Annotated in this window: 20 protein-coding genes and 4 pseudogenes; 6 read left to right on the top strand and 18 right to left on the bottom strand. The window is 70.0% G+C overall.

Annotation, left to right across the window (positions count from 1 at the left end; all coding sequences use genetic code 11):
* Positions 1-49 precede the first annotated feature (49 nt).
* Positions 50-1111 (top strand): annotated as a pseudogene (locus MYMAC_RS35105) (IS701 family transposase); the annotation flags it as partial.
* A gap of 142 nt (positions 1112-1253) precedes the next feature.
* Here the strand turns inward: MYMAC_RS35105 and MYMAC_RS35100 are convergent.
* The 3 genes from MYMAC_RS35100 to MYMAC_RS35090 all read right to left on the bottom strand — a co-directional run bounded on the left by MYMAC_RS35100 (position 1254) and on the right by MYMAC_RS35090 (position 4127).
* Complete coding sequence (locus MYMAC_RS35100) at positions 1254-2069, bottom strand: ExeA family protein (RefSeq protein ID WP_095961235.1); 816 nt, start codon at positions 2067-2069, stop codon at positions 1254-1256.
* On the bottom strand, positions 2066-3430 hold the full coding sequence (locus MYMAC_RS35095; RefSeq protein ID WP_239989207.1) for a DDE-type integrase/transposase/recombinase: 1365 nt from the start codon (positions 3428-3430) through the stop codon (positions 2066-2068). Before MYMAC_RS35095 ends, MYMAC_RS35100 begins: the two co-directional genes overlap by 4 nt.
* 145 nt (positions 3431-3575) lie before the next feature.
* Positions 3576-4127 carry a hypothetical protein gene (locus tag MYMAC_RS35090; RefSeq protein ID WP_095961234.1) on the bottom strand — a complete coding sequence of 184 codons (552 nt, stop codon included), beginning with the start codon at positions 4125-4127 and terminating at the stop codon, positions 3576-3578.
* A 334-nt stretch (positions 4128-4461) separates the two neighbouring features.
* On the opposite strand from MYMAC_RS35090, the pseudogene MYMAC_RS38780 reads away from it, so the two are divergent.
* Together MYMAC_RS38780 and MYMAC_RS35085 are read left to right on the top strand one after the other, a co-directional pair.
* A pseudogene (locus MYMAC_RS38780) lies at positions 4462-4614 on the top strand (IS701 family transposase); the annotation flags it as partial.
* 284 nt (positions 4615-4898) lie between these two features.
* Positions 4899-5408: pseudogene (locus MYMAC_RS35085) on the top strand (IS701 family transposase); the annotation flags it as partial.
* Positions 5409-5437: 29 nt separating this feature from the next.
* Here MYMAC_RS35085 and tnpC read toward each other — a convergent pair.
* The 3 genes from tnpC to tnpA are packed head-to-tail and all read right to left on the bottom strand — an operon-like array spanning position 5438 to position 7886.
* The gene (gene tnpC / locus MYMAC_RS35080; protein WP_239989206.1) at positions 5438-7216 is read right to left on the bottom strand and encodes an IS66 family transposase; all 1779 of its coding nucleotides are present in this window, start codon (positions 7214-7216) and stop codon (positions 5438-5440) included.
* Positions 7213-7554 carry an IS66 family insertion sequence element accessory protein TnpB gene (gene tnpB / locus MYMAC_RS35075; RefSeq protein ID WP_013938504.1) on the bottom strand — a complete coding sequence of 114 codons (342 nt, stop codon included), beginning with the start codon at positions 7552-7554 and terminating at the stop codon, positions 7213-7215. The genes tnpC and tnpB overlap by 4 nt, the downstream gene beginning before the upstream one ends.
* Positions 7551-7886, bottom strand: a complete 336-nt coding sequence (gene tnpA / locus MYMAC_RS35070) for an IS66 family insertion sequence element accessory protein TnpA (RefSeq protein ID WP_095961233.1) — start codon at positions 7884-7886, stop codon at positions 7551-7553. Before tnpA ends, tnpB begins: the two co-directional genes overlap by 4 nt.
* 54 nt (positions 7887-7940) lie before the next feature.
* Between tnpA and MYMAC_RS35065 the strand changes: the two are divergent.
* Positions 7941-8693: pseudogene (locus MYMAC_RS35065) on the top strand (IS701 family transposase); the annotation flags it as partial.
* 184 nt (positions 8694-8877) lie between these two features.
* Here the strand turns inward: MYMAC_RS35065 and MYMAC_RS37095 are convergent.
* From MYMAC_RS37095 to MYMAC_RS35020, 9 genes are all read right to left on the bottom strand, one after another.
* Positions 8878-10326 carry a hypothetical protein gene (locus tag MYMAC_RS37095; protein WP_157770495.1) on the bottom strand — a complete coding sequence of 483 codons (1449 nt, stop codon included), beginning with the start codon at positions 10324-10326 and terminating at the stop codon, positions 8878-8880.
* A 334-nt stretch (positions 10327-10660) separates the two neighbouring features.
* Positions 10661-11227, bottom strand: a complete 567-nt coding sequence (locus MYMAC_RS35055) for an imm11 family protein (RefSeq protein ID WP_095961231.1) — start codon at positions 11225-11227, stop codon at positions 10661-10663.
* 68 nt (positions 11228-11295) lie between these two features.
* The gene (locus MYMAC_RS35050; protein WP_095961230.1) at positions 11296-12117 is read right to left on the bottom strand and encodes an SDR family NAD(P)-dependent oxidoreductase; all 822 of its coding nucleotides are present in this window, start codon (positions 12115-12117) and stop codon (positions 11296-11298) included.
* On the bottom strand, positions 12114-12884 hold the full coding sequence (locus tag MYMAC_RS35045) for a lysophospholipid acyltransferase family protein (protein WP_095961229.1): 771 nt from the start codon (positions 12882-12884) through the stop codon (positions 12114-12116). The genes MYMAC_RS35050 and MYMAC_RS35045 overlap by 4 nt, the downstream gene beginning before the upstream one ends.
* Positions 12881-13849, bottom strand: coding sequence for a 3-oxoacyl-ACP synthase III family protein (locus MYMAC_RS35040; protein WP_095961228.1), 969 nt, complete (start codon positions 13847-13849; stop codon positions 12881-12883). Before MYMAC_RS35040 ends, MYMAC_RS35045 begins: the two co-directional genes overlap by 4 nt.
* Complete coding sequence (locus MYMAC_RS35035) at positions 13846-15711, bottom strand: patatin-like phospholipase family protein (RefSeq protein WP_095961227.1); 1866 nt, start codon at positions 15709-15711, stop codon at positions 13846-13848. Before MYMAC_RS35035 ends, MYMAC_RS35040 begins: the two co-directional genes overlap by 4 nt.
* A 77-nt stretch (positions 15712-15788) precedes the next feature.
* Complete coding sequence (locus tag MYMAC_RS35030) at positions 15789-18950, bottom strand: efflux RND transporter permease subunit (protein ID WP_095961226.1); 3162 nt, start codon at positions 18948-18950, stop codon at positions 15789-15791.
* 9 nt (positions 18951-18959) lie between these two features.
* Positions 18960-20117, bottom strand: a complete 1158-nt coding sequence (locus MYMAC_RS35025) for an efflux RND transporter periplasmic adaptor subunit (protein WP_095961225.1) — start codon at positions 20115-20117, stop codon at positions 18960-18962.
* Positions 20105-21571 carry a TolC family protein gene (locus tag MYMAC_RS35020; RefSeq protein WP_095961224.1) on the bottom strand — a complete coding sequence of 489 codons (1467 nt, stop codon included), beginning with the start codon at positions 21569-21571 and terminating at the stop codon, positions 20105-20107. The genes MYMAC_RS35025 and MYMAC_RS35020 overlap by 13 nt, the downstream gene beginning before the upstream one ends.
* 598 nt (positions 21572-22169) lie before the next feature.
* On the opposite strand from MYMAC_RS35020, the gene MYMAC_RS35015 reads away from it, so the two are divergent.
* Entirely contained in the window at positions 22170-23411 is a 1242-nt protein-coding gene (locus MYMAC_RS35015; RefSeq protein WP_095961223.1) for an AAA family ATPase, read from the top strand.
* Positions 23412-23528: 117 nt separating this feature from the next.
* Complete coding sequence (locus tag MYMAC_RS35010; protein ID WP_095961222.1) at positions 23529-24356, top strand: alpha/beta fold hydrolase; 828 nt, start codon at positions 23529-23531, stop codon at positions 24354-24356.
* 144 nt (positions 24357-24500) lie between these two features.
* Here MYMAC_RS35010 and MYMAC_RS38200 read toward each other — a convergent pair whose 3' ends face one another.
* The 3 genes from MYMAC_RS38200 to MYMAC_RS34995 form a co-directional block, all read right to left on the bottom strand.
* A complete protein-coding gene (locus MYMAC_RS38200) occupies positions 24501-24689 on the bottom strand; it encodes a transposase domain-containing protein (RefSeq protein ID WP_095961221.1) in 189 nt (62 codons plus the stop codon).
* Between the two features lie 75 nt (positions 24690-24764).
* Positions 24765-26027: a hypothetical protein gene (locus MYMAC_RS35000; RefSeq protein WP_238539961.1), complete on the bottom strand. Its 1263-nt coding sequence runs from the start codon at positions 26025-26027 to the stop codon at positions 24765-24767.
* Positions 26028-26037: 10 nt separating this feature from the next.
* Positions 26038-26880 (bottom strand): hypothetical protein, encoded by an 843-nt coding sequence (locus MYMAC_RS34995; RefSeq protein ID WP_013937112.1) that lies wholly within the window; start codon positions 26878-26880, stop codon positions 26038-26040.
* Positions 26881-26968: the final 88 nt, after the last annotated feature.

Here is a 26968-nt window from a genome sequence, read left to right as displayed (position 1 = left end):
TGCATCTGCCACCAGCGGCCCCACTCATGAAGGAGATATGGACACCTTCATGAACGCCGCTGCGGTGCAGCGGCTTGAGAGGTACTTCCAGCAAATCGGCGAGGTGCTGGGCGAGGAGAGCCGACGCGGCTCGTTCGCCCTCTACGCCATGGGGCTGCTGGGCGAGGGGGAGCGCAAGAGCGTGGAGCCCATCGCCGCCCGGGCGTGTCCGGACCCCGAGCGGGTGGATGCCATGCACCAGCGACTGTTGCACTTCGCGGTGGACTCGAGGTGGAGCGACCGGGAGGTGCGGCGCCAGGCGGCGAGGTACGCGCTGGAGGCGATGACGCGGCGGGAGTCGGTGGAAGCGTGGATTGTGGACGACACGGGCTTCCTCAAGCAGGGCAAGCACTCGGTGGGTGTCCAGCGGCAGTACACCGGCTCGGCGGGGAAGGTGGCCAACTGCCAGATTGGCGTCAGCCTCAGCGTGGCCACGCGTACCGAGCACCTGCCCCTCGACTTCGAGCTGTACCTCCCCGAGTGCTGGGCCAACGACGAGGCGCGCCGCCGCGAGGCCCGAATTCCCGCCGAGGTTTCCTTCCAAACCAAGCCTCAACTGGCGCTGCGAATGATTGAGCGGGCCGTGGAGGACGGCGTGGCGCCAGGAGTCCTCCTGGCGGACAGCGCCTACGGCAACTCCAGCGACTTCCGTGCGCGCCTTCGCGCGCTGGGCTTGCATTACGCCGTCGCGGTGGCTGCGCAAACGGGCGTCCGCCTCCTGGACGCGAAGGGCCGTCCTCGAAAGGACGCGCAAAGCGTTTCGGACCTGGCCTGGCGCATTCATGAACGAGGCGGCTTCCGACGGTGCACCTGGCGCCAGGGCACGCAAGACGCCTTGTCAGCACGCTTTGCCCTGCGCCGCGTCGTCGCCGCGGGCGTCCCCCAGCGCGAGCAGGAGCCCCTGACGTTGCTCATTGAATGGCGAGACGGCGAGCCCGAGCCCGCCAACTACTTCCTGATTTCCCTGCCAGAAGGACGAACGAAGCGGCAGCTCATCCGTCTGGTGATGCAGCGATGGAGAACCGAGCGCGTCTACGAAGACCTCAAGGGGGAGCTGGGGCTGGACCATTACTGTTGCCGCGCAGCTTTGTTGATGGCCGGGTAATCCGGCTGGTTGATGGCCATCGCTGGAGGCGCGCGTCAGCGCGCCGCGCAGCGTGATGGACATCAAGGGCGAGCGCGCGTAGCGCGCAAGCCCGTGATGCTTTCAAACTCTACGGCTCGTCGATTCCGACGGTGTCGAGCACGCGGGCCAGCACGTCGCGCTCCACCAGCTTCTTCCTTCGCCGAGCGGCCTCGCGCAGCGCCGCCGTGGCGAGCCGGTCCACGTCACGCAGCGCGCCACTGGCCGCCTCGTGCAGCATGGCGAGTGCGTCCGAGGCGAAGAGTTCGCGGTCGCACCCAGCGCGGGCCAGCCGCACCCGGAGGTACTCCGCGGTGTCCTCTGGGGTGAGTGGCTCAATGCGCAGCCGGGTGTGCAGGCGCGAGTAGAGGCTGCGGTTGTGCCTGCGCACCATGCGTGACTCCAGCTCGGGCAACCCGACGAGGATGAGCGAGAGCAGCGCGCGTGAGTCCCACTGGTAGTTGAGGAGGATGTGGAGGTGGTCCAGCACGTCCTGGTGGAGCAGGTGGGCCTCGTCCAGCAGGAAGACGGGGTGCAGCTTCTCGGCGCCCAGTTGCTCGACGTGAGTCGTCACCGAGTAGAAGACGGCGGCCGCGGTGGCCGACGGCTTGAGGCCGAGCGCCAGGCACAGCTGGCGGTAGAAGTCGCGGCGGCCCAGGGTGGCGTTGTGACAGTACGTCAGACGGAAGCCCTGGGCAGGCAGCCGGTGTCGCAGCGCTCGCAAGACACACGTCTTGCCCACGCCCGGCTCGCCGGTGAGCACGACGCTGGCGCGGTTGCGCAGGGCCTCGCCCAACTCCTCCACGAGGGCGGCCTTGGAGGTGGGCAGCCATAAGTCCGCGTCCGAAACCTCCTTGGAGAAGGGCGCGAAGGTGAGGCCGAAGTGGCCCAGGTACGCGGGCGTCATTCGTCACCTCCGTCCTGCTGCGCGTGCGCGGGAGGGCGGCCGACAGCCCTGTCCAGCAGCGCCTGGGCCGGCGCGAAGGCCGGGTGGCGTGGGGCCGTCTCGTCGAGGTGCGGTTTGCGGTAGGGCCTCTCTCTGCGGGCGTTGCGCACCGCGTCCACCGGGTGCAGGGGCAGCCGCTGGCCGTCCACTTCCACCCAGGGCGCCGCGTCGGCGTCCACCAGGGTGCGGCAGAGGAAGACGAGGCGTCCGGCCAGGTGGCCCGCGTCCAACTCGTAGTCCACGCCGTCCAGCGCCACGGTGGTGTCTCGCCGTACGCGCCGGCGAATGCGCACGGTGAGCGCGTCGGCCAGGGCCTTCTCGTCCAGGCCGTCCGGCGCGCGCGGGTGGGCCCCGAAGACGGACGCGGGCGTGCGGCCGACGAGACGCGAGTGCGCGGCGGCGTGGTAGTGCGCGTCGAGGAAGGCCCACAGCCGGACATTGACGTCGTGGAGGCTGGCCACCGGCCCCAGGAAGTCCAGGCAGCCCTCCCGCAGCGTGCGCCAGAAGCGCTCCATTTTCCCGCGCGCGGGCGCGTCATAGGGCCTGGCGTGCAAGAGGGAAATGCCCAGACGCGCGCACGCGGTGGCCAGGGTGTCCCCCCGGTAGGTGGCGCCATTGTCCAGGTAGAGGGCGTCCGGCTTGCCGTGACGGCGCAGCGCGCGCACGAAGAGGCCCAGCATGTCCACCTCCCTCTCGGAGTGGTGGGCCTCCAGGGCCACGACGTAGCGGCTGGCATCGTCCAGCAGGGCGTGCACGCGCAGGGGGCGGGACTTGCCGCCTACCTCGAGCGCGGGGCCGTGGCAGACGTCCCCGTGCCACAGGGCCATGGGGCGCTCCACCTGCCACCTCAGGCGCGTGCGGCTCCCCGCCGAGTCGCGCAGGGCCACCCTGTCCAGGCCCTCCTGGTGGAAGAGGCGGCGGACGGTGGAAGCGGAGACGGCGCCCCCCTGCATGCGCCCGTCGGCCACCAGCGTGCGCAAAATGAGGGCGACGGACGCCGAAGGGTGCTCGCGGCGGATGTCGCACAGCAATTCGCGCAGCGGCCCCGGCACCTCCTGCGCCCGGCCCTTGTCGCGCCGAGGCTGGGGCGTCAGTCCCGCCAGTCCTCGCCTGCGAAAGGCGTAGTACCACCGCTCCAGCGTCGGCACCGAGAAGCTGCGCGTCGCGTCCGCCCCAGGGGGCCGGAAGCGCTGGGTGGCCAGTTGCGAAAGCGCCGCCGCCAACTGGCCGCGGTCGAGCTCGGCTTGAGTCAGGGCGCCGATGACGCCGTGGCGAAAGACGGCCACGGCCTCTGCGTGAGAATTGGGAGACAGCTCGTCCATGCACTCCTCCAGGCAGCCCGCCGCGAGGAATGAGAGGGCGGGCCAGGGCCGGGAAGGTGCCGGGGCCCCAGGAGGGTGCGCAGCGGGGCTGTCGGGTGGGAAGGGAAGGCGGGGGTGCCGCGCACTCGGAGGCGTGGGCAGCCCCTCATGCTGCGTGCGCGGCCCCCAAGGGCGCCAGGACGTGCAGCGGTGGAGGGCTGGGCCCTACCGCCTCGGGCGCTTGGGCCGCGAGGGCAGCCGCCGCCCGCGCCGCGATGCGCCGGGAGCTCCAGTCCTCCGGGCATGCGGGCAGCGCACGGAAGAGCCCTCCTCGCGGCAGTGCCCGTACCCACGCGGCGAGCGCGCACCAACGCCCCACGCTGCCAGGGCCCACCACGCGCCAGGGACTCACCTGCGCACGCACCCCGGCCACCGGGCGCGAGAGCAGCCCGAAGAGCGCGAGCGCCAGGCCAATGGCCGTGGCCGCGTACAGTCGCCGCGTCAGCACCTCCCGGGGGCAGACGGTGCACGTCGCCCCGCACGCGGTGCAACGGAAGCGGCGCACGGCCACCACTCGCACCCGCGCGGCGTCTCCCCATTCCAGCGGCCCGAGCACCTGCCGCTGACGCAGCCCATGCCCATGCAGCCCCAGCGCCCCCCCGACGGGCCTGCTGGCCGCTCCGCACTCCGGGCAGCGGGCCGGACGCACCGCGTCCACCGAGGGCACTTCCTCGGCCCAGGACTTGACTCCTCTCTGACTTCGGATGACTCCTCGGGGGCTCCGCGAAACTCTCCACACAGTCTTCTCGCGGGGCATTGGTGGGTAGGGGTGTCGCCACACCCCTCCCACCGCCTACTCGCCGCCGGCTCGCTCCAGCCGCGGTAGCAGCTCCACGCTGCGCCCCGCCCTCTCTACGGTGCGCCAGCGGACCTCAACGACGGTGACTCGCAAGAATCCGGCTCGCTGATGGGCAATTCGTCCGCTCGCGCCCGCTTCCCATCAACGAGTCGGTCCGAAATCCGGCCGGTCTCCCTCAACCACCGTGCTCAGCAACAATTACGAAGGCCGCCGCTACCCCGGCTGGCATCACCACGTCTCCGTCGCGCTGTGCTGCTACGCTTTCCTCGTGGCCGAACGCACGCGGCGTTTTCCCCCCTCGGCCCGAAGGGCGGCTGAAGCCCACGCGCAGCCCCTCTCGGCCTGAGCGCCACTTCCACGACAGCTTCATCACCGCACGACTCGCGATGGCGCGGGTGATTGCCACCTGGTTGCCGCGCTGTCCCACCTGCCACCGCGCCAACCAGCACCGCACCTCTCGTCGCCTGCTCGGCCTCCCCGTCCACCCCTCGGGCCCCTGACGCAGTAGTGTTAACACTACTGCGTCAGGGGTAGGCCGAAGGGGGAGTGGGTGATGGAGGGCTGGGCTGGCAGGTCATGGTTGCATCTGCCACTAGCGGCCCCACTCATGAAGGAGAGATGGACTCCTTCATGAACGCCGCCGCGGTGCAGCGGCTTGAGAGGTACTTCCAGCAAATTGGCGACGTGCTGGGTGAGGAGAGCCGGCGCGGCTCGTTCGCCCTCTACGCCATGGGCCTGCTGGGCGAGGGGGAGCGCAAGAGCGTGGAGCCCATCGCCGCCCGGGCGTGTCCGGACCCCGAGCGGGTGGATGCAATGCACCAGCGACTGTTGCACTTCGCAGTGGACTCGAGGTGGAGCGACCGGGAGGTGCGGCGCCAGGCGGCGAGGTACGCGCTGGAGGCGATGACGCGGCGGGAGTCGGTGGAAGCGTGGATTGTGGACGACACGGGCTTCCTCAAGCAGGGCAAGCACTCGGTGGGTGTCCAGCGGCAGTACACCGGCTCGGCGGGGAAGGTGGCCAACTGCCAGATTGGCGTCAGCCTCAGCGTGGCCACGCGTACCGAGCACCTGCCCCTCGACTTCGAGCTGTACCTCCGTATGCGCTGCACGAGCCCCGTCTTCCGTAGGCCGGACGGACGCCGCATGCTGGCGGCGTGAATGGGACGCTTTCAGCGCGGCGACGACTGCTCTTCGGGCGAGGCCGCAACCGGCGCCGGGACGGTGAGTTCGCCCACCTCGGCGTCGAGTTCGGAGGGGAGGAGGCGAGCGCGCGTAGCGGCCCAGTACTTGGGAGCGAGCTCGAGGTAGCGCTGGTGGGGCCAGTGGGCCAGCACGCGCAGGATGTCGCGCAGGTAGGTCTCGGGCTCGAGTCCGTGCAGTCGCGCGGTGGCGATGAGGGTGAAGAGGTGGCCGGCGCGCTCGGCATGGTCATCGCTCCCGACGAAGAGCCAGGCCTTGCGTCCGACGGCAATCCTTCTCAATTCTCTCTCGGAGCGGTTGTTCTCAAGCAGCAGCCGTCCGTCGTCGAGGAAGCAGCGCAGCGCCTCGCGCTGGCGCACGGCGTAACCGAGGGCCCGGCGCAAGAGGCCGCGCTGCTCCCGCACCTTCTCGTACTCCTCCTGGGCCCAGACGAAGAAGGCGTCCACGTGCGCACGCAGGTGGGCATGCCTCAGCCGGTGAATCTCCTCCGGGGGCTTGTCCCTCCATGTCGCTTCCAACTGGAAGAGGCGACTGATGCGCGCCAGCCCCTCCCTGGCGATGACGTCCTTGGCCGTCGCCGCCTCCCAGAAGCCCCGGCGGCAGTGCGCCCAGCACGCCACCTCCTGACACACCCCCTCCTCGCCGTCAGCGGGCGCGTCCTCGGCGGGACGGAAGAGGGCGTTGTAGACGCTCTTGGCGTCGGCCTGCACGTAGCCCTTGAAGCCCTTGAAGAGCTCCAGCACCGCGGCGCTCGTCTCCTTCGGCGTGTACTCGAAGAAGACGGCGTCCCTGTCGACTACCTGGACGAAGTAGTGGCCGCGTCGGCACGCCTGGCGAGGCCCCTCGGCGGGGGCCGGCTGCACCGCCACGCCCGTGGCGTCGGTGGCGATGCAGAAGGCGGTGGCCAGCGCCTCCTCGCGCATGGCGGCCACCACGGTGGTGCCCAGGGTGGCGCCCATGTCCTCCAGCCACCGCGCCATCGTCCCCCTGTCCACCGCCACGCCGTCGCGGGCCAGGCGCTTCTCCATGCGGAACAACGGCAGCCCGTCGCAGTACTTCTCGGTGGCCAGGTGGGCCAGCAGCGAGGGCGCCGCCAGGCAGCGGAAGAAGACTTCCTTGGGCGCCATGGCCGAGGCCAGCGTGGCCTCCCCGTCGGCCCCCACCGTGCGGTACTTCACCCGGGCGATGACGAGGCGCCGCATACCGCCGCGCTGCCAGGCCAGCTTGCAGCTCTCCTCGAAGCCGATTTTCTCCGCCTTCCCCTGGGCCACCAGCTCGTCGAAGAGAGGGTCCGCAATCACCACCCGCCTCTCTTCCAGCGGCAGACTCTTCAAGTCCCGCCGGCCCTTGGGCTTGGACTTCTGCTTCGCCCCCGCGCCGCCTGACGCCTCCGCCGAGGCCATGCCCAGTGTGCCGGCCACCTCTTCCAGGGCGCGCAGCTTCTGGGCGAATTCCAACTCCAACTGCTGGGTGTCCACCCGCTCCGCCTTGGCCATGAAGAGGCGGCGCTTGAGTAACTCCAACTCCAGCCGCAGCCTCTCGTGCGAGGCTTTCAGCACGTCCCGCTCCCTCTCCAACTGCGCGGCGCGCTGCCTCTCGGCGCTCAACAGCGCCTCGAGTTCGGCGATGCGCGCCTGCGCGGAAATGGGAGACTCGTGCGTGGACACCGTGGCCTTGTAACCACTCACCACCGCGCTGTCGACACCCGCCTGGTGCCCCCGCGCGGTGGTGCGCCCGGCTCCTCTCAATGTGGGCGAGGGCCGCGCCTGGGCGCCTCCACGCGCAGCCCGTCCAGCAACTCCTCCAGCACGTGCTCCTCCACCGCCAGGCTGGTAGCGCCTTCCTCCAACCCTCGCGGCACCTGGAAGCAGCCGGTGTCCAGCCGCTTGTAAAAGAGGCACAGCCCCGTGCCGTCGTAGAAGAGTACCTTCAGCGCCGTGCGCCGCTTGCCGAAGAAGACGAAGAGGGCGCCGCTGCGCGGCTTGCGTCCCAGCCTCTCCTCCACCAACCCAGACAGCCGCTCGAAGCCCCAGCGCAAGTCAATCGGCTCCAGGCCCAGGAAGATTTCGACGCCGTGCGGAATCATCGCGGCCCGCTCCGGCTCACCGCACCCAGCGCCGCCAGCGCCACGCCTACCGTCGCCACGTCCGCCCCCGCGGGCACCAGCACCCGCGCCCCGTGCGCCTCAATGACGACGAGTCCTGCACCAGGTGCGGCTTCCTCGCGGGCCGGGGAAGTAACCAGCCTCACCAGCGGCACCGCCGCCTCCGCTTCTCCACGCCCCGCCTTCGCCAGCCGACTCGACCACCGGTACAGCGGGCTGGGCGTGAACTCCTTCCCACGGCAGTACTCCTCCGCGCTCAGCCCACTGGTGCGCCACTCCTCCACTCGCTTCTTCCACAGCTCCGCATTCGCCATGCGCGCCACCTTGCGCGCTCCGGCTCATCCCCTCCAGACGGGGCTCGTGCAGCGGATACGTACCTCCCTGAGTGCTGGGCCAACGACGAGGCGCGCCGCCGCGAGGCCCGAATTCCCGCCGAGGTTTCCTTCCAAACCAAGCCTCAACTGGCGCTGCGAATGATTGAGCGGGCCGTGGAGGACGGCGTGGCGCCAGGAGTCCTCCTGGCGGACAGCGCCTACGGCAACTCCAGCGACTTCCGTGCGCGCCTTCGCGCGCTGGGCTTGCATTACGCCGTCGCGGTGGCTGCGCAAACGGGCGTCCGCCTCCTGGACGCGAAGGGCCGTCCTCGAAAGGACGCGCAAAGCGTTTCGGACCTGGCCTGGCGCATTCATGAACGAGGCGGCTTCCGACGGTGCACCTGGCGCCAGGGCACGCAAGACGCCTTGTCAGCACGCTTTGCCCTGCGCCGCGTCGTCGCCGCGGGCGTCCCCCAGCGCGAGCAGGAGCCCCTGACGTTGCTCATTGAATGGCGAGACGGCGAGCCCGAGCCCGCCAACTACTTCCTGATTTCCCTGCCAGAAGGACGAACGAAGCGGCAGCTCATCCGTCTGGTGATGCAGCGATGGAGAACCGAGCGCGTCTACGAAGACCTCAAGGGGGAGTTGGGGCTGGACCATTACGAAGGCCGCCGCTACCCCGGCTGGCATCACCACGTCTCCGTCGCGCTGTGCTGCTACGCTTTCCTCGTGGCCGAACGCACGCGGCGTTTTCCCCCCTCGGCCCGAAGGGCGGCTGAAGCCCACGCGCAGCCCCTCTCGGCCTGAGCGCCACTTCCACGACAGCTTCATCACCGCACGACTCGCGATGGCGCGGGTGATTGCCACCTGGTTGCCGCGCTGTCCCACCTGCCACCGCGCCAACCAGCACCGCACCTCTCGTCGCCTGCTCGGCCTCCCCGTCCACCCCTCGGGCCCCTGACGCAGTAGTGTTAAGCTTCCTTCTCTGCAGTCAGTCCTCGTGGATGGGAGGCATAAGGGCACGCAGGCTTCGTTCTGTGAGCCAATTGCGAAACCACGTGGGCGCGCGCCCTTGAAACTCCAGTGTTCTTAGGGCATCTTTTGTGTTGGAGAATCCGCTCCAGTCCTTCTCTGTGGCAAGCAGCACTAGGCGCTGACAGCATGCTGCGAGAGCCTTGTTGCTTGAGTCGGCGAGAATGACAGCGGCGAGGAAGAGTTCGTTGACGAGGCGTTCTGTGGGCCGACTATGCATCAGCACCTCCTGGAGTGCTTGCTCCAAGGCCGAGAGCTTGAGCCGTCCGTCTATGTATAACCAAGTGATAGAAGATGGACGGACCCCATCAACGCGGCCCTGAATGAAGTCACCGGGCGAGAGGGGGCGAAAAGCCTGATTCTGGATGAAGGAGGAGACGACGTCTGCGGGCGGATGCAGTTCGTCATGGAGCTCTCTCCACTCTTGATCCCATGTATCCATACCCAGTTGAGCGGAGATGCTGCGAGCCGAGAGGATCTTCACGAAGTCGAGAAACGCGCCCACATCGGAATGAAGCGGGAAGAAGGCAGGGACAGGCCAGAGAACCGATCTGCGGTATCCTTGCTGGCCATGGGCGATGGCATTGCGCACCTTGACCAGTTGGTCGATCAATGCGTCGGTCTTGAGATCCAGTAGCCCGTATCGCTCCAGGATATACTTGATTTTTGAGCCGGCGGATTGAGTGGCTGCCATCAACGGATCGAATTGGCCCGACCATCTTCTGATGCTTTGCTCTAGATGCTCGCCTCTGAGCTTTAGGGTGCTGTCCAGGAGTTCTCGCAGGAAAGAGTCGAGCTTTTGTTTTGCCTCTACGCTTTGCTCCTTTTGACGATAGTTCGCGAGGAGTTCCAGCACGTGGAAGTATGCCAGGAAGCAATCCTCGAGAAAGGCGGTGGAGGAATCGCCCTGGTGTTCAAGGAAGAGTGCCTTTCGCCACCGGTCCAACAATGAGGCGGTGAGCCGGAGGGTGTTCTCTTGGTCTGAGGCCAAGACTTGCAAGAGTTGGAGTAGGTGGCGTGTTCTGTCTTGCCCGTTTATGAAGAAAGCCTCTGCCTTGAGGGACAGGTTCTTCCATCGCCTTCGCTGGGGAATGATGGAGCAGCTTGACTCCTCCGGATCGCCAACATCAAAGGAGTGTCCGCTGAGGAAACTTAGGATGCCGAGCAGGATGAGAAGTCGAGGGCGTGAGTGCCGCGCACTCTCAATCACTCCGTCAATCTGATCGAGTTGGGCCTCTATGTCGATGACTAGGTATCCGCACTTGGGACTGCTGAAGTGGCCTTTGCGCTTTAGCCGAGGGCTCGTAAAGACCCGCGCATTCAAGCCTTGGAACTTGGCTCTGAGCTTAATATCAAGTGGAATGACGTATCGCGTGATGGCGATGTCCAGGGGGGAAGGAACAGTCATTCCAAGTGCCTTCTCTATCAAAGAGGGTGTAGAGGCGCACAGTCGACCACGGCGCCGGGCGCCTCTTCAAGTGTGTTCCCCCACGACCCTGAACGGTGAGCAGCATCTCTCCAGATGCGGCGCATTGCCGGTGGGCTCTGTCCAGTGGAGCAGCGCCGAAGTAGGAGGAGACGATCAAGTTGGCCTTGCTTGCGGGGAAGGATTCTACATCGTATCGCCTAAGTCTGTCGCAAAATGTTCCTGAACGAAGTCTAGGTGGAGCAGGAAGGGGTAAGGTCCCTGCATTCGTCTCGGGGCTTGTGGCTATCTACTTTGTCCGGAGGGAGGGCGGGCGCTACACGGGGGTGAACTTCACGCCGGTGGCCTTGATGCGCTCCAGGGCCCGCTTGATGTCTTCGGAGACGATGAGCGCCATGGTCCAGCCTTCCGTGCGGAACACCTTGGCGTCACCCACCTTGCTGGGGTCGATGTGCAAGTCATCTACCGCGTAGTATTGACCTGTCTTCGCGGGCAGCCCGTCTTCCGGCTTCCAGAACTGCACTTGGGCGACTGTTTCGTCGATGCAGCGGATGCGCTTCGTCGCCACAAGGATGAGGAACTGGTCCGGGTGGCCTTTGATGCTCACGGGAAGGGACTGCACATCGCCTGGAGCCAGCTCCGTGAAGACGGTGGCCACCTTGACGTGAACGATGGGGGCAAGCCCCACGCCAGCTAGGGAGAAATCCAGGGCTCTGCCCGGCTCGTCGATTGGGACGTGTAGAGGCCCTTCGACCCGGACGGGCTGCCCCGCCCTGAACATCAAAGGGTCTTCGACTTCCTGGCCGCGTGAATTCTCGGGGTCCCCCAGGTACCAGTTCCCGGTCTGGATGTTCTCGGCAATTCTGAAGAAGCGACTCGGCATGATGTCGTTCCAACCGCTACTTGCCGCGCGTCACGAGCTTGTTGAGTTCCGTGCTTCTCGTGGTGACGTCACGAATTCAACACCAGATCCAACAGCCGCAGCGTCATCCCACCCGTGAAGTCGATAGTGGCTCCGTTGAACCACCCCGCCTCCTCACCCGCCAGCACCGTGACGAAGCGGGCCACTTCCTCCACCGTGCCCATGCGTCCCGCGGGATTCATCCGCGCGTGGGCCGCCTCCAGGCGCGCCAGGGCCTCGGGTGAGTACACGTGCTTCAGCGCGGGCGTCATCACCGTGCCGAACTTCAGCAGGTTCACGCGGTGGCCTCGCGGGCCCAACTCCATGGCCAGGTAGCGCACGTACATCTCCAGCGCCGCCTTGGACGCGCTGATGAGCCCCGTGTTGCCCAGGTGCGTCTCGTCCAGCGGGTTCTGCAATCCAAGGAGGCGCGCCTCCGGCGCCAGCAGGTCCGCCTCCACCAGCGCCTGCGCCCAGAAGACGAACGAGTGCGCCATCGTGTCGAAGGTCCGCCGGATGCGGCGCGCGTGCAGCCGGTCCTGCCCCTGGGACAGGAAGTGCCCCACGGACGCCCCTGCAATCGAATGCACGAAGAGCTTCACGCTCCGAGGCCCAGCGGCTTCCCGCAGCGCCGCCACGCCGGCTTCCGCGGCCTCCGGGGTGGACGCATCCGCCTGCCACGTCACCAGGCGCCCACCGGCGTCTCGAATCCGCTGCTCCAACTGCGCGGCGCCGTCCGCATACCGGCCCCGGTGGACGCCAAAGACATTCAGTCCTGGCTTGTGCGTCACCGCCTCCGCGATGGCCGCGCCCGTCCCCGATGAGACACCCAGGATGAGCGCCCACTCCCGCGCCTCGGAGCCTTCCCTCATTGCACCGCCTTCCGTGTCCTGTCCTGGTCCACGCCACGCGCCCTGTCGAGCAGTCCCTGCACCGCACCCGCCACTTCCTGGTGCACCGCCCGCATCGCGTCCCGGTCGCCCGCGTCGAAGCCCGGCTCCAGATGGTGCGTCAGCGGCTCGCCCACCCACTGCGTCATCTTCACGGGGAAGGGGAGCGACAAGGGCCACAGGCCCGTGGCGCCCACGCCCAGCCACAGCGGCAGGCGCGCCGGCATTCCCACCCTTCGCCCCAGCGCGTACCCGTCATTGAGGCCCACGTACGCGTCGTCCATGCCGCTGCCGCCCACGGGGACAATCGGCAGCCGGTAGCGCACCGCCAGGCGCAGGTAGCCCATGCGCTCGCCCCAGTCGACGCGGTAGCGGTGACGGAAGTCGCGGCAGCCCTCGCGCGTGCCGCCCGGCTGCAACAACACGTGCTCGCCCCGGGCCACCGCCTCCGCCAGCCGAGGGTCATCCCCCGTGACGAAGCCCAGCCCATCCGCCACCGCGCGCAGCCCCGGAGTCGAGCCGAACGCGCCGTGCGCCACGCCGTGCGGCAGGTAGCCCAGGCGCTCGTGGAGCGTCACCGTCAGCATGCACAGGTCCACGGCCAGGGGCCGCCCGTGGTAGCCGACGATGAGCTTCGCGCCGGGGCGCAGCAGCGGCTCCAGGTTCACCACCTCGTAGCGGTGGTACCGGCGCAGCAGCCGGAACGTCGTCAGCCATGCCGCCAGGGGCCAACCGCCCGCCTGCTTCATCCGCCCACCTGGTACAGCACCGCGCCATGCGCCACGCCGGCGCCCACGCCCACCAGGAGGATGCGATGCCCGGGCTTCACCGGCCGCGTGCGCAGGAGCCGGTCCAGGCTGGTGCCCAGCGACGCCGAGCCCACGCTGCCCACCGTGTCCACCACGCGCACGCTCCGCTCCGGTGACACCTCCAGCGCCTGGAGGATGGCCTCCAGCATGCTGCCATTCGGCTGGTGCGTGAGCACCCACTCCACATCGGGCAGGGCCACGCCGGCCTCGTCCAGCGCCGCGTGGGCCGCGCGCACCAGCGCGTCCAGCGCCACGCGTGTCATCTCCTTGCTGGGCGTCAGGAAGCGCATCCGCTCCAGCTTGCCGGTGGCCGTCGGGTTCTCCAGCACCACGTCCGTGGGCAGCGTGCCGTCATTGCCCATGGCCACGCCCAGCACGCCTTCGCCCGGACGGCCCGCGCCCAGCACGGCCGCCGCGGCCGCGTCACCCAGCACCAGGTAGGGCCGGGGCTCCTCGGGCGTGGTGGTGCGCGACAGCAGCTCAACCGACACGATGCCCACCGGCCCCAGCCCCGTGGCCACCGAGCGCGCCGCCAGATCGAAGGCGCTCAGGAAGCCCATGCAGGCGTTGCTCAGGTCCATCGCGTCGCAGCTCCCCGACAGGCCCAGCGCCGCCGCCACCCGGTTGGCGGTGGCGGGCGTGGTGACGTCGCCGCCCATGGAGCTGACGCAGAGGATGCGGCGCAGCGCCCGGGCCTCCAGCCCCGCCGCCTCCAGCGCGCCGCGCAGCGCCTGCGCCGCCACGTCCGCGGCCTTCGTCCCCGGCGGCGCGAAGTGACGGGTGCGGATGCCCGTCTTGTGCTCCACCTCCGCGGCGTCACGTCCCACGCGCGCGCACAGCTCCGCGGTCGTCACTGCGGGCCCGGGCAGGACACTGGCCGTGCCCAGGATGCGAACGGGAATCATGCGGCTTGCTGTCCTCCCCGCGGGATGTGCGCGCGAGCGCCTCGGGCCTTCACCTGGAGCCAGTGCTGCTTCATCTCCTCCAGCCGCTTCGCGAGCGACGCATCCGCCGCTGCCCGGCCGAGGATGTCGCGGGCCTTGGTGAACTCCATGGCGGTCAACAGCGGCGCCTCCGCGGAATGGATGTCGTACCGGACGTCCGCGAGCAGGCTCTCCACGTCGCCACTGCGGTGCAATAGCAGCACGCCGCTGGCCGCCAGGTCCAGCGCGCGCGCCACCGGGTTGAGCCCCGCCAGGAAGCGCCCCAGCCCCGACTGCCGCGGAGGGGACGCGTGCCGGACGCCGAAGGGGAAGATGTTGCTGGAGAAGATGATGTCCGCGCCGGCATCCAGCAGCACGTGGGCGGGCACCATGCTGGTGAAGGCGCCATCCACATACCGCGCGGGAGGCACCACCGTGGGGCCCCAGATGCCGGGCGCCGAGCCGCTGGCGCGCACCGCCAGGGCCACGGGGCCCTGCTCCAGCGCCACACAGTCTCCGCGCGTCAGGTCCGTCGTCACGGGCAGGAAGCGGGTGGGCAGCGACTCCAGACAGACGCGGCCCAGGTCCTGCTCCACGAAGCGCTCCAGCGAGTACGTCGTCAGGATGGCGGCCGTGGCGGCCAGGGAGAGCTGACGGCTCACGGCCCGCTCCTCCAGCCGCCGCAGCCCCTCCAGCCCGCTCTTCCCGTCCAGCGCGTTGGCGCAGAAGTACGCCCCCACCAGCGAGCCCATGCTGGAGCCGCTGATGATGTCGATGGGCACCCCCTGGCCCACCAGCCAGCGCAGGAGGTGGACGTGGTAGAAGCCCCACACCCCTCCGCCACTGAGCGCCAGTCCCACGCGCCGGTGGGTGAGGGCGCGGGCCCAACGCGAAAGGGCGTCCTCTTCGGCGGCGCGCAGCGCGGTGGCCTCCAGCGGCCGGTCATCCACGAGCAGCCGCTTCATCCGCTCCATGCCCAGCCGCAAGGGGCAGGGCGGCAGCCACTGGGGCCGCGGCGCCTGACCGCTCAGCTCCGACTCGCGCGGCGTGCGGCACGGGTCCACCACCACGGTGGGGAGCACGCGGTGGCCCGGCGTCGCTCGCGCGCTCAACGTGGGCACCAGCCGCGCCGTCTTCCCCAGCAGCGTCGCGTCCGCCACGCCGCACCCGTCGAGCAGCACGTAGTGGAGGCCGTGCTCGGCCGTGAGCCGTTGGAGGAGCGATGGCGGCAGCAGCCCCGGCGCGCCGGGCTCGGGCGGTGGCAGCGTGGCGCGCAAGACGCCATCCGCGCCCTTCGTGACGAGCACGTCCGTCCCACGCTGAGACGCGGTCCGAAGCAGCAGCACGCGGTCCCCGAAGTCGCGGTGGATGACCTTCGCCACCAGCTCGATGAGCGAGGACAGGGGCGCGCCGGGGACGTCGCTCTCGAAGGCGATGACCTCCGCCCGGGCCCGGGGCTGCTCCGGCGCGCCGGGGGCCGCGCGCGGCAGGCCCGCCACGGCGTCCTTCGAGATGAAGAGGCCCGTGGAGTCCACCGCCGCGCGGACCGTGAAGGCGCTCCGTCCGCTCGACAGGGCCTCCAGCCCCAGGGGCGCGCAGGGCTGGAGCGTCATCAGGGGCTCGCCGCCGCGCAGGACCTCCAGCTCTCCCTCCAGGAGGACGAAGAAGCCCTCGGCGGGCTCGCCTTCCCGGCACAGCACCGCGCCGCGTGCCCAGGCCACGTCCTGGCTCTGGCTCAGCAGGCGCAGCAGGGCGGTGTTGCCATGGTGCCGGAGCCCGGGGGCGCGCTTGAGCGCATACAGCCGGTGGCGTCTCGGGTCATCGTGTGACGGGAGGAGAGACATGGCACCCCGCAGGATAACGAAGCCCCTTCAACGGGGCATACAGGGGGGCCCCAGCCTCCTGACCAGCACTCAGGGTGTCAGGGGGCCTGGGGCTCCGGTGGGCGGACGGCGGGCGGCGGCGTGCCGACGCCGCCGTGCCGGCGGACGCGTTCCCGGGCGGCCTCCAGCACCACGTACAGCACGGGGATGAAGATGAGGTTCACGAAGGTGGACAGCAGCATCCCGCCGAACACGGTGGTGCCCAGGGACTTGCGCGCGGAGGCGCCCGCGCCCGAGGCCAGCATCAGCGGCACCACGCCCATGAGGAACGCGAAGGACGTCATCAGGATGGGGCGCAGGCGCGTCTGCGCGGCGTGGATGGCGGCGTCCCCGACGCTCCGGCCTTCGTGGCGGAGCTGCTCGGCGAACTCGACGATGAGGATGGCGTTCTTGCTGGCCAGCCCCACCAGCATGACGAGCCCCACCTGGCAGAACACGTCGTTCTGGAGGCCGCGCAGGTTCTGCAGCCCCAGCGCGCCCAGCATGGCCACCGGGACGCCCAGCAGGATGACCAGGGGCAGGGCGAAGCTCTCGTACTGCGCGGCCAGCACCAGGAAGACGAAGACGATGCCCAGCCCGAAGATGATGAGCACGCTGCGCCCCGCCTCCTTCTGCTCCTGGGACAGGCCCGTCCATTCGAAGGTGTAGCCCACGGGCAGCGTCTTGCGCGCCACCGCCTCCATCGCGTCCAGGGCCTGCCCGGAGCTGGTGCCCGGCGCGGCCTGCCCGTTGAGGGTCGCCGAGCGGTACAGGTTGTAGTGCTGGATGTTCTGCGCGCTGGTGATGGGCGTCACCTTCACCACTGACTCCAGCGGCACCATCTCCCCCCGCGCGGAGCGGACATAGAGCGCGTCGATGTCGCGCGGCTCGTTGCGGAAGGGCGTGGCCGCCTGCACGTACACGCGGTACACGCGGCTGGCGAAGGTGAAGTCATTCACGTACTGGCTGCCCAGGTAGACTTGCAGCGTGGAGAAGACGCCATCCAGCGGCACGCCCATGGCCAGGGCCTTCTCCCGGTCCACCTGCACGTCCAGCAGCGGCGTGTTCGCGGTGAAGGAGGAGAAGACGCCGCGCAGGCCCGGGTCCTGGCTGGCCGCGCCCACCAGCAGGTCCGTCGTCCGCGCGAGCTGGGCGAGCGAGCGCCCTCCCTGCTGGTCCTCCAGCACGAACTCGAAGCCGCCCACGCTGCCCACGCCGCGGATGGCGGGGGGCTCGAAGGGCAGCACGCGCGCGCCGCCAATGGCCGTCAGCGGGCGCCGCAGGCGCTCCACCAGCCCCGCCACGCTCTGCTCCGGCCGCTTGCGCTCGTCCCACGGGTGCAGGTTGACGAAGAGGGTGCCGTAGTTGACGCCCGTGCCCAGCAGCGAGAAGCCGCCCACGGTGAAGATGTCCGCCACCTCCGGCTGCTGCCGCAGCACCTGCTCCGCCTGGAGCAGCACGTTGCGCGTGTAGTCCAGCGACGTGCCCTCCGGGCCCTGCACGGCGACGATGAGATAGCCCTGGTCCTCGCCCGGGATGAAGCCGGTGGGCGTGAGCCGGTACATCAGCACGGTGCCCGCCAGGCACAGGACGAAGGCGAGGACCACCGGCCAGCGCAGCGGACCGATGAGCTTCGCCAGCAGCCGCCCGTAGGCGTCGCGGAACGCGTCGAGCGCCCGGTCGAACATGCGGAAGGCCTTCCACTTCTGGCCTTCGTGGGGGCGCAGCAGGAGGGCGCACAGCGCGGGGGACAGCGTGAGCGCCACCAGCGCGGACAGGCTGATGGAGAAGGCCAGCGTGAGCGCGAACTGCTGGTAGATGATGCCGGTGGTGCCGGGGAAGAAGGACACCGGCACGAAGACGGCGGACAGCACCAGGGCAATGGCCACCAGCGCGCCGGCCACCTGCTTCATGCCCCGGTGGGTGGCCTCGCGGGGGCCCACGTTGTCCTGCGCCATGGTGCGCTCGACGTTCTCGATGACGATGATGGCGTCATCCACCACCAGGCCCGTGGCCAGCGTGAGGCCGAAGAGCGTCAGCGTGTTGATGGAGAAGCCGAACGCGTTGACGAAGAGGAAGGTGCCCACCAGGGACACGGGCAGCGTGGTGGCCACCACCAGCACGCTGCGCCAGCCGTGCAGGAAGACGAAGATGACCAGCACCACCAGGAAGATGGCCTCGCCCAGCGTCACCAGCACCTCCTCGATGGAGGCCTGCACCGCCGCCGTGGTGTCGAAGGCGCGCTGGTAGCGCATGCCCGGCGGGAAGTTGCCCTTGAGCCGCTCCAGCTCGGCGACGACGCCCTCGCGCACGTCCAGCGCGTTGGAGCCGGGGAGCTGGAAGATGCCCAGGCCCACGGCCTCGCGGCCGTTGAAGCGCAGGAGCTGTCCGTAGTTCTCCGCGCCCAGCTCCGCGCGGCCCACGTCCTTCAGCCGCACCAGCGAGCCGTCCGGCCCCGGCTGCACCACGAGGTCGTTGAACTCCGCCGCCGAGGTGAGCTGCCCCAGCACGCGCACCGTGAACTGGTACGTCTGGCCCGGGGGCGCGGGCGGCTGGCCCACCTGTCCGGCGCCCACCTGCACGTTCTGCGCGCGCAGGGCATTGACGACGTCCGTGGCGGCCAGCCCGCGCCGCGCCAACTGCGTGGGGTCCAGCCACAGCCGCATGGCGAAGCGCCGCTCGCCGAAGATGCGCACGTCGCCCACGCCATTCACCCGCAGCAGGGCGTCCCGGATGAAGACGTCCGCGTAGTTGCTGAGGAAGCCCGTCTCGTAGCGGTTCTCCTCGTCGAACAGGCCGAAGGCGATGAGCAACTGCGTCTGCGCCTTGGTGATGGTGATGCCCAGCGCGTTGACCGCGGCGGGGAGCTGCGCGGACGCGGTGGCCACGCGGTTCTGGACGTCCACCGCGGCGATGTCCAGGTCGCGGTCCTGGTCGAACGTGACGGTGATGGTGCTCACGCCCGTGTTGCTGCTGGTGGAGGCGATGTAGCGCATGCCCTCCACGCCGTTGAGCTGCCGCTCCAGCACGGTGGTGACGGCGCTCTCCACCGTCTCCGCGGAGGCGCCGATGTACGTCGCCGTCACCTGCACCACCGGCAGGGACAGGTCCGGGTACTGCTCGACGGGCAGGGTGGGGATGGAGATGGCCCCCACCAGGGTGATGATGATGGACACCACGCTGGAGAAGACGGGACGGCGGATGAAGAAGTCCGTGAACATGGCGCCCTCTCACCGTGCCGGTGGCGTGCCGCCGTCGGAGCCGCTGCCGCCCACGCCCGGGGCCGGCCTGCGTGAAGGCGCCTGGGGCTGGATGGGCTGGCCGTCGCGCAGCATCTGGATGCCGCTGAGCACCACGCGGGTGCCCGCGTCCAGGCCGCCCGTCACCTCGTAGTCATTGCCGGAGACGAGCCCCAGGCTCACCGGCGCCCGCTGCGCCACGGTGCCCCCGTCCGAGTCCCGCGCCACGAAGACGAAGGACTGGCTGCTGATGCGGGTGACGGCGGCGGTGGGGACGCGCAGCGCCTCGCGGGTGGCGTAGACGACCCGGGCGCGCACCAACTGCCCGGCGCGCAGGCCCACGGTGTTCTCGAAGGCGCTTCGCACCTCCACCAACTGCGTGGAGGCGTTGGGCATGGGCGCCACGAAGAACACCGGCGCGGACACCACGAGCCGGCCCGCGGAGTCCAGCACCTCCACCGGCGTGGTGCCCACCCGGACGGTGCGTGCCCGCTCGACGGGGACCTGCACGGACACCTCCAGCGTGTCGCTCTGGTCCAGCGTGGTGAGCGCCGTCTGCGGCGTCACGAAGTCGCCCACGTTCACCGGGTAGTCCCCCACGGTGCCCGCGAAGGGCGCGCTCACCTCGTAGAAGCCGAGCTGGACCTCCTGGGCCTGCACCTGGGCCTCGATGGCGCGCGCGCTGGCCTCGGCTTGCAGCGCCTGCGCCACCGCCTGGTCGTAGTCCTGGCGGCTCTGGAGGCCTTCCTTCAGCAGTTGCTCGCTGCGCTCGCGCGTCTGCTGGGCGTACTCCCGCTGGGCCACGGCGGCGGCCCGCTGCGCCTGGGTGGCGCGCAGGCCCGCGCTCTGCTGCCGGGGGTCCACCACGAGCAGGACGTCGCCTCGCTCGACGCGGGCCCCTGGCGAGAGCGGAATCGACTTCACGTAGCCGGCGACCTGCGGATAGACGGTGATGCTGGTGCGGGAGACGAGCGCGCCCAGGTACTCGTTGGCCTCGCGCACCTCGCCGGGGGTCAGGCGCTCCACCTCCACGGGCATGGCCTGGCTCGCGGCCTGCTGTCCGCCTTGCGGCCCCGGGTCGCCCTGCGAGTGGCAGCCCGCGAGGAGCAGCCCGGCGAGTCCCAGGCGCCACGCCCTCACCAGTCGCATGCCGCCTCCGCGAGAAACGCCGCCACCCGCGCCTGCTCCAGCTCGAACTCGCGCAGCACCAGCGCCAGCTCCGCCTGGCGGAGGTCCGCCGCCGTCTGGATGAGCTCCAGGCTGGTGCCCGTGCCCACCTCGAAGCTGCGCCGGGTGAGCCGGTCGTTCTCCTCGGCCAGGGCGCGGCCCCGCCCCGCGATGCGCGCGGCCGTGGACGCTACCTCCACGGCGCGCCGGGCCTGCAGCACCTCCACCGAGGCCGTGCGCTCCAGCTCCAGCAGGCCCTGCCTGGCCACCTCCAGGTTCGCGCGCGTCTGCCGGAGCTGGCCCTCGCGCGCGCCGCCGTCCCAGAAGGGCAGCACCAGGCTGGCGCCGATGTTCCACACCGGCACGGTGACGAAGCCATCCTCCACGGTGAGGGCCAGGGTGGTGCTCGTCAACGCCAGCGTCGGGGCATACAGCGACTTCACCTGCGAGACCTGCCGTTCCGCCAGCGTGCGCCGCGAGCGCGCCACCGCGAGGTCCGCGCGCCGGTCGAGCGACTCCAGGCGCTGGCAGACCTGGCGCGCGTGCTGGAGCAGGGACTCGAGCTGGACGCCCCGGGCCAGGCCCACGCCCTGGGGGATGCCCAGCACCAGTCCCAGCGTCTCGCGGGCCTTGCGCAGGTCCTCGTCCCCCAGGACGACGAGGTTGCGCGCCGTCTCCGTGTCCTGCTGCACGCGCACCACGTCCAGCCGCGTGCCCGCGCCCAGCTCGAAGCGGCGCTCGGTGAGGGCCTGCCGCTCCAGGGCGGTGCGGAGGTTGACGCGGTTGACCTCCGATAGACGCTCCTGCGCGGAGACGCGCACCAGCGACTGGGCCAGCGCGCTGGTGAGCTGGCGCCGCGTCTCCGCCAGCGACAGGTTGGCGGTGCGCCGGGCCTCGCGCGCGGTGCCCAGCGCGATGATGGCGGGGAGGCTGAACAGGGGCTGGGTGGCGTTCAGCAGTCCCAGGAAGGGCGGGCGGGTGAGGGCGGGGGTCTGGGCGCCCCCGGCGCCGTCGCCAATGCCCCCGCCGATGCCACCTCCCACGCCGCCGCCCCCACCGCCGCCGCCGAGGAGCGGCGTCGCGTCGGGGTTGAGCACGTTGTGCTGGACGGAGACGGTGCCGGTGAGCGTGGGCAGCAGCGCGGCCAGGGCGATGCGCTGGGCGCCCGCCGCGGCCTCCACCTGGGCGAGCGCGGTGTACAGGCGGGTGGAGCGCTGACGCAGCAGTTGCACCGCCTCCTCCCAGGTCGCCACCTGTCGGGCGGCCGGAGCGACGGGCTCCAGCAGCGGGTCGGAGACGGGGAACTGGGGCGGCTCGGGTGTCTCCTGGGAGAGCGCGGGCGCGCGGGGCTCCACGCCCGCGTCGGTGCCGGAGCCCGTCTGGGCCAGCAGGAGGCTGGAGTGGGACAACAGGGCTGCGAGCAGCAGGGCATTCATGGGAGCGCGCGCACAGGTAGGAAGCGCGTTGCCCTGGCACCACGGCCGCCAGGGCTGCCCTGCGTCTGGTGGACAGAAAAAGGGACGGAGCTGCGTGTCAGTGCATGAAGACGGGCAGGACAGGCAGCCCGTGGGACAGGGCTGCTGTCATGCCCGGCCTCCGAGGGCGGTGCGACTGCGCGGGCGTGGACAGCGGGACTGGCAGGGCTTCCAGTTGATGATGCATCCTTGCGCCCTTCCCATGCTGCGAGGGAGCCGGAATGAGGGTGGAGGAGTTTCGCCGTGCGCTCGACAAGCGGAGCGCCGCTCGAGGCCTGGAGGTGACCTTCCATCCGCCTGCGACCGCCGAGGTGCTCCGGTCGCTCTCGGAGCGGCTGGGCGCGCCGCTTCCCTACCCGGGCCCGGAATGACGCGGACCAGTGGGACATCGTCCATGTCGAGACCGGGCGCCGCGTGACGCTGACCATGGCCAGCTTCTGGTCCAACAAGGTGTTCGCGTGGGTGGACCAGCGCCGGCCCATCTGGGAGCCCCGGGAGAACATGCCGCCGTGCGGCGTGAGTTGACGCTGGAGCACCCCCGGGGCCAGTCTCCCGGCTGATGCTCAAGCTCCAGTGGCTCCAGGTCCGCCAGTTCCGCTCCGTGAAGCCCGGGACGCGGTTGCTCTTCAGCCCGTCCCTCAACGTGCTGCTTGGAGAGAACGGCACCGGGAAGTCCACGCTGATGGACCTCGCCGCCGCCGTGGTCAGCTCGGACTTCACGCCGCTGCGGCACGAGGCCTTCGACCTGGAATATGCGCTGGCCGCGGACACCGGCCGCATCACCGTGCATGTGCGCAACGTGCCCACGGGCGCGGACGGCGCGGGTGGCCTGTCCATGGACATCACCGTGGCCCCGCGTGACATGGCGTGGCCCCTGGTCATCCACCGTGAGGGCCCGCAGCTCCGCGTCTCCCGCGAGGACGACACCTCCGACGTCGTGCATGAGCGCATCGCCCCCGAAGTCGGTGGTCGGCTCTGGCTCGTCCTGATGACGGGCGGCATCGCGTGGGTGGAGAAGACGGGCGAGGGCACCGCCGCCGTCGAGCCGATGCTCGCCATGGCGCGTGAGGTCTCCGCCCAGGCCGACCTCCGCCGCTTCGATGAAGGGCTCGCCCACTTCGACCAGCTCTGGCAGGCCGAGCTGCGGCTGTCCCGGCGCGCCGAGGGCGTGCTCGCCACGGGCACGGGCGTGGCGTCGGAGGACCTGCTCGACGGCCTGCGCAAGGTCGCCGCCGCGCAGTGGGGCGCCGCCCGCTACGTGCTGGCCTCGGAGAACGTCCCCTTCCTGCGCGACGCGGCCCGGCTGCTCGGCTTCGCGTCCGCCGAGGCGCTCCTGTCCCCGCTGGAGACGCAGCCCCAGGGCAAGTACGAGACGCTGACGCTGGGCCACCTGGAGCTCTGCTTCGTCACCGCCGCGGGCCAGCGCATCTCCGCGAAGCAGCTCGGCTACGGCCAGAAGCGCCTGGTGGCCTTCCTCCACTACCTGGCCCATGCCCGCGCCGTCGTCATCGCGGACGAGGTGGCCCACGCCTTCCACCCCCGGCAGGTGCGCGCCCTCCTCGACCAGCTCGAACCCCGGCAGGCGCTGCTCACCAGCCAGAACCCGGAGCTGCTCGACAGCCTCAGCTTCGACTCGCCCGAGCAGGTCCGCTCCACCTTCGTGCGCTGCCGCCGCGAGGAGGACACCGGCCAGCTCGTCTGGGAGAACCTGACGCCTGACGCCGCCGGGGACTTCTTCACCGCCTGGCGCGCCGAGCCCCGCCACGTGGGCGAGCTGCTTCAAACCAAGGGCCTCTGGTAGCCCGCCGCGTCCGCCCCGGGGGCAGCGGGACGTCATCCGGACAACGGCCCGGCGAAGGGACGTGGCAGTCCCCGTGCCGGGCTCGCCTATCCTCGCTCGCCGGGGAGGTGGCTACGCATGCCGATGCTGACCGTCAATAGAACCGAGCTGTACTTCGAGGACTCGGGCGGCACGGGCGTGCCCATCGTCTTCAGCCATGGGCTGTTGTGGAGCTGCCGCCTGTTCGACCCGCAGGTGGAGGCGCTGAGCGGACGCTACCGCTGCATCGCCTATGACCACCGGGGGCAGGGGCAGAGCCTCGTGCCGCAGGTGCGCTGTATCGACATGGAGACGGTGTACCTGGACGCCGTGGCGCTCATCGAGCGGCTGGGCGTGGGGCCCTGCCACTTCGTGGGCCTGTCCATGGGCGGCTTCGTCGGCATGCGCATCGCCGCGCGGCGGCCGGACCTGCTGCGCTCGCTGGTGCTCATGGAGACGTCCGCGGACCCGGAGCCCCTGCACAACGTGCCGCGCTACACGCTGCTCAACCTCACCGCGCGCCTGGCGGGCCTGCGCCCGGTGGCGGACCCGGTGATGCGCATCATGTTCGGCCGCGGCTTCATGACGGACCCCAACCGGGCCGAGGAGCGCAGCCGCTGGCGCACGCGCCTCATGGACAACCGCCGCGACATCTGGCGCGCCGTCAACGGCGTCATCGAGCGGCGCGGCGTGGCCCACGAGGTGCCACACATCCGCGTGCCCACGCTCATCGTCGTGGGCGCCGAGGACACCGCCACCGTCCCCGCCAAGGCGGAGCGGCTGCACCGGCTCATCCCCGGCTCACGCCTGGTGACGCTGCCGCGCGGCGGGCACTCCTCCACCGTGGAGGAGCCCGCGCTCGTCAATGCCACGCTGGGAACCTTCCTGGATGCCCAGACGGAGGCACGGGCCTCGAAAGCGGTGTAGCGGGTTGCGGCCGGTGGGCGCGCAAGAGCAACACCGGAACTTGCCGCATCGACATCATTCGTCTGGCCGAACGTAGCTGTCCGGTGGACGGAGTGCCGAGTGGGTTGTAGACGGACGGGGCTGTGCTCGGCGATGGTCGCGCGTTCAGTCGAGAGCCTGCTGACGGGAGGGCCTTGCGCGACGGCGCATCCACGCGAGGAGCAGCAGGTCGTCGATGCGCGAGTTGGGGTTCGTCTGCACGCGCAGCAGGACGTCCACAAGGTACGTCTCGGGACTGACACCATTGGCCTCCCAGATGGCCACCAAGGCGTAGAGGCCGACGATGGCCAGCAAACCGCCGGCTCACCCGGCCATCAACAAACATGCGCGGCGACAGCATCGGTCGACGGCGCGCGCGGGCGTTGGCGCTCACTCCGGTAGCTGAGGAAACCGCTCGAGGGCGAGCACGTCTCCGCCCCGTCCCATTTCGAAGTGCTCCCGGAGCGCATGCTCCCACCTCGCTTCCAAGGGCAGCCCTCGCAGCCACTCTTGCGTCCAGCCCTTCAGGGCATCGGCGCCCATGCAGAGGCGGGGCACCCCGGATAGGGCGCCTTTGAGGCGGCCCCAGTGATTGCGAGCCGCGGCCGCATCTGGAATGTGCACCTCCTCCGTGGAGGCATCCTCCTCCAGTTCCTCGGTGGGGAGGACGGCGACGCGATGGGCGGTGTTGACATCAAGGCCCGTCAGCTTCCGGAACGAGCTGGCGGCGGCCGCCGCTACCGCGGGCCCGCCGGACTCCATGGCGCGAAGCACCTCCTCAATGAGGCCGGGATGGCCGAAGGTGCCAGCGAGCAGGAACCGCTCGGGGCCCAGCTCCCGCCGCCCCAGGGCCTCCTCGAAGAGGGGGAGGTCGGCCTGGGCCCCCAGCACCGCCAGCAGCTTCAAGCCTGGAACGTGGTCGGGAGACGCCGGGGTCTTCGCCAGCGTCCTCAAGCTGGAGAGCAGCCACGGTTGCCGTGTCCAGGCGGCGGCCCACCGGGCAGCGTCCCGGACCTGGAAGGACGCGTCTGCGAGTGCAGTCGGGAAGCGCTGGGCAAGGCGCTGCCGGAAGCGCGCTTGGTCTGGGACTTCGAGCCACCGGAGTGGCAGCAGCGCGACGATCCCCCACGCGGCGCGGCGAACGTCGGGCTCGACGGAGCCCAGCAGCTCCAGGAGGCGGCCTCCCGGGTCGGGCTGCCCATGGAAGGCAAGCGCCTCCAGGGCCGCGGCGGCATGACGTTCCGACGCGCCCGCCACGAGGCCCCTCAGGGCGTCCACATGCCGCTCGGGGGGAGCGTAGCGGAGGGCGAGCCTGAAGCCCTCCCAGGCGGCGCCTTCCAGCCCGGCGGACAGCTCCAGCGTCTGACGTGCCACGGCCACGTCCTCCTGCAGGAGGAGGGCGTGCGCGGCGCCAAACGCGGCGTACGCGTCCTCGGCATCGACCAAGCGCGTGCGAAGGAGCGCCCAGGCCTCTTCACCGGCCAGGACCAGGGCGTCGAGATGGGCGGTGATGCGCTCATCCAACTGAACGAGCGCGCGGAAGTCGTACTCCTTGGAGCGCAAGGCAGCCTGCCGCTGCCGCCACAGCCACTCCACCTCGTCGACATGCACCTCCAGCAGGTCGACCATCCACTCTTCACCACGAGCGAGCATGGACCAAATCTCAGGGCTGAGCGTTCGGCGCGGACTGGACCACCTCGAAGCGGCCCAAGTCCAGGGTGAGCTGGCCTTCCATCGTCTCCAGGCCTCGCTCGCCGCGCGAGGTGAAGTAGGTCAGCGCGGCCCGGTAGGGGCCAGGAGCGCTCAGCATCTTCTTGCGGACCACGAAGCGGAGCTCCGCGCCCGGCTTCATCGTGAGGCGCCGGCCCTCGGGAGGCTTCTGACCTTCTGGCGGGTGCACGTTTTCCATCCCCAGCTCCATCCACAGGGAGTCCCCCTCCCGGAGCTGCCCGGGCTGCTTGTCCTTCGTCACGAGCAGCCGGAGGTTGGTGCGGTCCGGGGCATGGGGGACGAAGGGGTTCTCCGTTTCGATGGCCTGGGTTCCCACGTTGCGCAGCGTGACCTCGAAAGAGACGGGCTTCTCCAGCGGGAAGCGCGGCGAGGTCGGCGCGCCTTCTCCCCTCAGCACCCGGAGCGGACGCGTCAGCATGTGCTCGGCCGCCTTGCGCATCTCGTTCAGCAACGGCTCCAGTGCGTCCGGGACGGCGTGGAGGGGAAACGTCCGCGTGTCGATGTCCTCTCCGTCGGAGCTCTCACCCACCGACACCGTCTTCGTGTCGGGCGGGAGCTCCGTGGTCACCGGCAGGGCGCTGAAGTCAATGCCGCCATGCAGTTGCTTCAGTCGCGCGTACGTCCCCGGGGACAGCTCGGCCTCGTAGTAGCCAATCTCCTGCCGCCCCAAGAAGTTGTTCGACAGGTCCACGGAGCCCTTGCCCGCCGGAGGAAAGGCGGCGCCCAGGGAGCCATTCGGCAGGTCCATGAACAGCACCAGGTAACCCTTGCTCATCACGTCTCCTTCGCACTGGGAATGACTTCCAGCGTCAGGTCGCCCCTGGGACGACACGGGGCGCACCTCGCTCCGCGTGGCAGTGGGC

This window comes from Corallococcus macrosporus DSM 14697, from assembly GCF_002305895.1.
GTDB classification, from domain to species: Bacteria; Myxococcota; Myxococcia; order Myxococcales; family Myxococcaceae; genus Myxococcus; species Myxococcus macrosporus.
This window is presented reverse-complemented; position numbering and strand designations above follow the sequence as displayed.

Coding starts and splice junctions, on each gene's coding strand:
- MYMAC_RS35100 (WP_095961235.1), bottom strand. CDS start 2,069: ATGACGCCCGCGTACCTGGGCCACTTCGGCCTCACCTTCGCGCCCTTC.
- MYMAC_RS35095 (WP_239989207.1), bottom strand. CDS start 3,430: ATGGACGAGCTGTCTCCCAATTCTCACGCAGAGGCCGTGGCCGTCTTT.
- tnpB (WP_013938504.1), bottom strand. CDS start 7,554: ATGATTCCGCACGGCGTCGAAATCTTCCTGGGCCTGGAGCCGATTGAC.
- tnpA (WP_095961233.1), bottom strand. CDS start 7,886: ATGGCGAATGCGGAGCTGTGGAAGAAGCGAGTGGAGGAGTGGCGCACC.
- MYMAC_RS37095 (WP_157770495.1), bottom strand. CDS start 10,326: ATGACTGTTCCTTCCCCCCTGGACATCGCCATCACGCGATACGTCATT.
- MYMAC_RS35055 (WP_095961231.1), bottom strand. CDS start 11,227: ATGCCGAGTCGCTTCTTCAGAATTGCCGAGAACATCCAGACCGGGAAC.
- MYMAC_RS35050 (WP_095961230.1), bottom strand. CDS start 12,117: ATGAGGGAAGGCTCCGAGGCGCGGGAGTGGGCGCTCATCCTGGGTGTC.
- MYMAC_RS35045 (WP_095961229.1), bottom strand. CDS start 12,884: ATGAAGCAGGCGGGCGGTTGGCCCCTGGCGGCATGGCTGACGACGTTC.
- MYMAC_RS35040 (WP_095961228.1), bottom strand. CDS start 13,849: ATGATTCCCGTTCGCATCCTGGGCACGGCCAGTGTCCTGCCCGGGCCC.
- MYMAC_RS35035 (WP_095961227.1), bottom strand. CDS start 15,711: ATGTCTCTCCTCCCGTCACACGATGACCCGAGACGCCACCGGCTGTAT.
- MYMAC_RS35030 (WP_095961226.1), bottom strand. CDS start 18,950: ATGTTCACGGACTTCTTCATCCGCCGTCCCGTCTTCTCCAGCGTGGTG.
- MYMAC_RS35025 (WP_095961225.1), bottom strand. CDS start 20,117: ATGCGACTGGTGAGGGCGTGGCGCCTGGGACTCGCCGGGCTGCTCCTC.
- MYMAC_RS35020 (WP_095961224.1), bottom strand. CDS start 21,571: ATGAATGCCCTGCTGCTCGCAGCCCTGTTGTCCCACTCCAGCCTCCTG.
- MYMAC_RS35015 (WP_095961223.1), top strand. CDS start 22,170: ATGCTCAAGCTCCAGTGGCTCCAGGTCCGCCAGTTCCGCTCCGTGAAG.
- MYMAC_RS35010 (WP_095961222.1), top strand. CDS start 23,529: ATGCCGATGCTGACCGTCAATAGAACCGAGCTGTACTTCGAGGACTCG.
- MYMAC_RS35000 (WP_238539961.1), bottom strand. CDS start 26,027: ATGCTCGCTCGTGGTGAAGAGTGGATGGTCGACCTGCTGGAGGTGCAT.
- MYMAC_RS34995 (WP_013937112.1), bottom strand. CDS start 26,880: ATGAGCAAGGGTTACCTGGTGCTGTTCATGGACCTGCCGAATGGCTCC.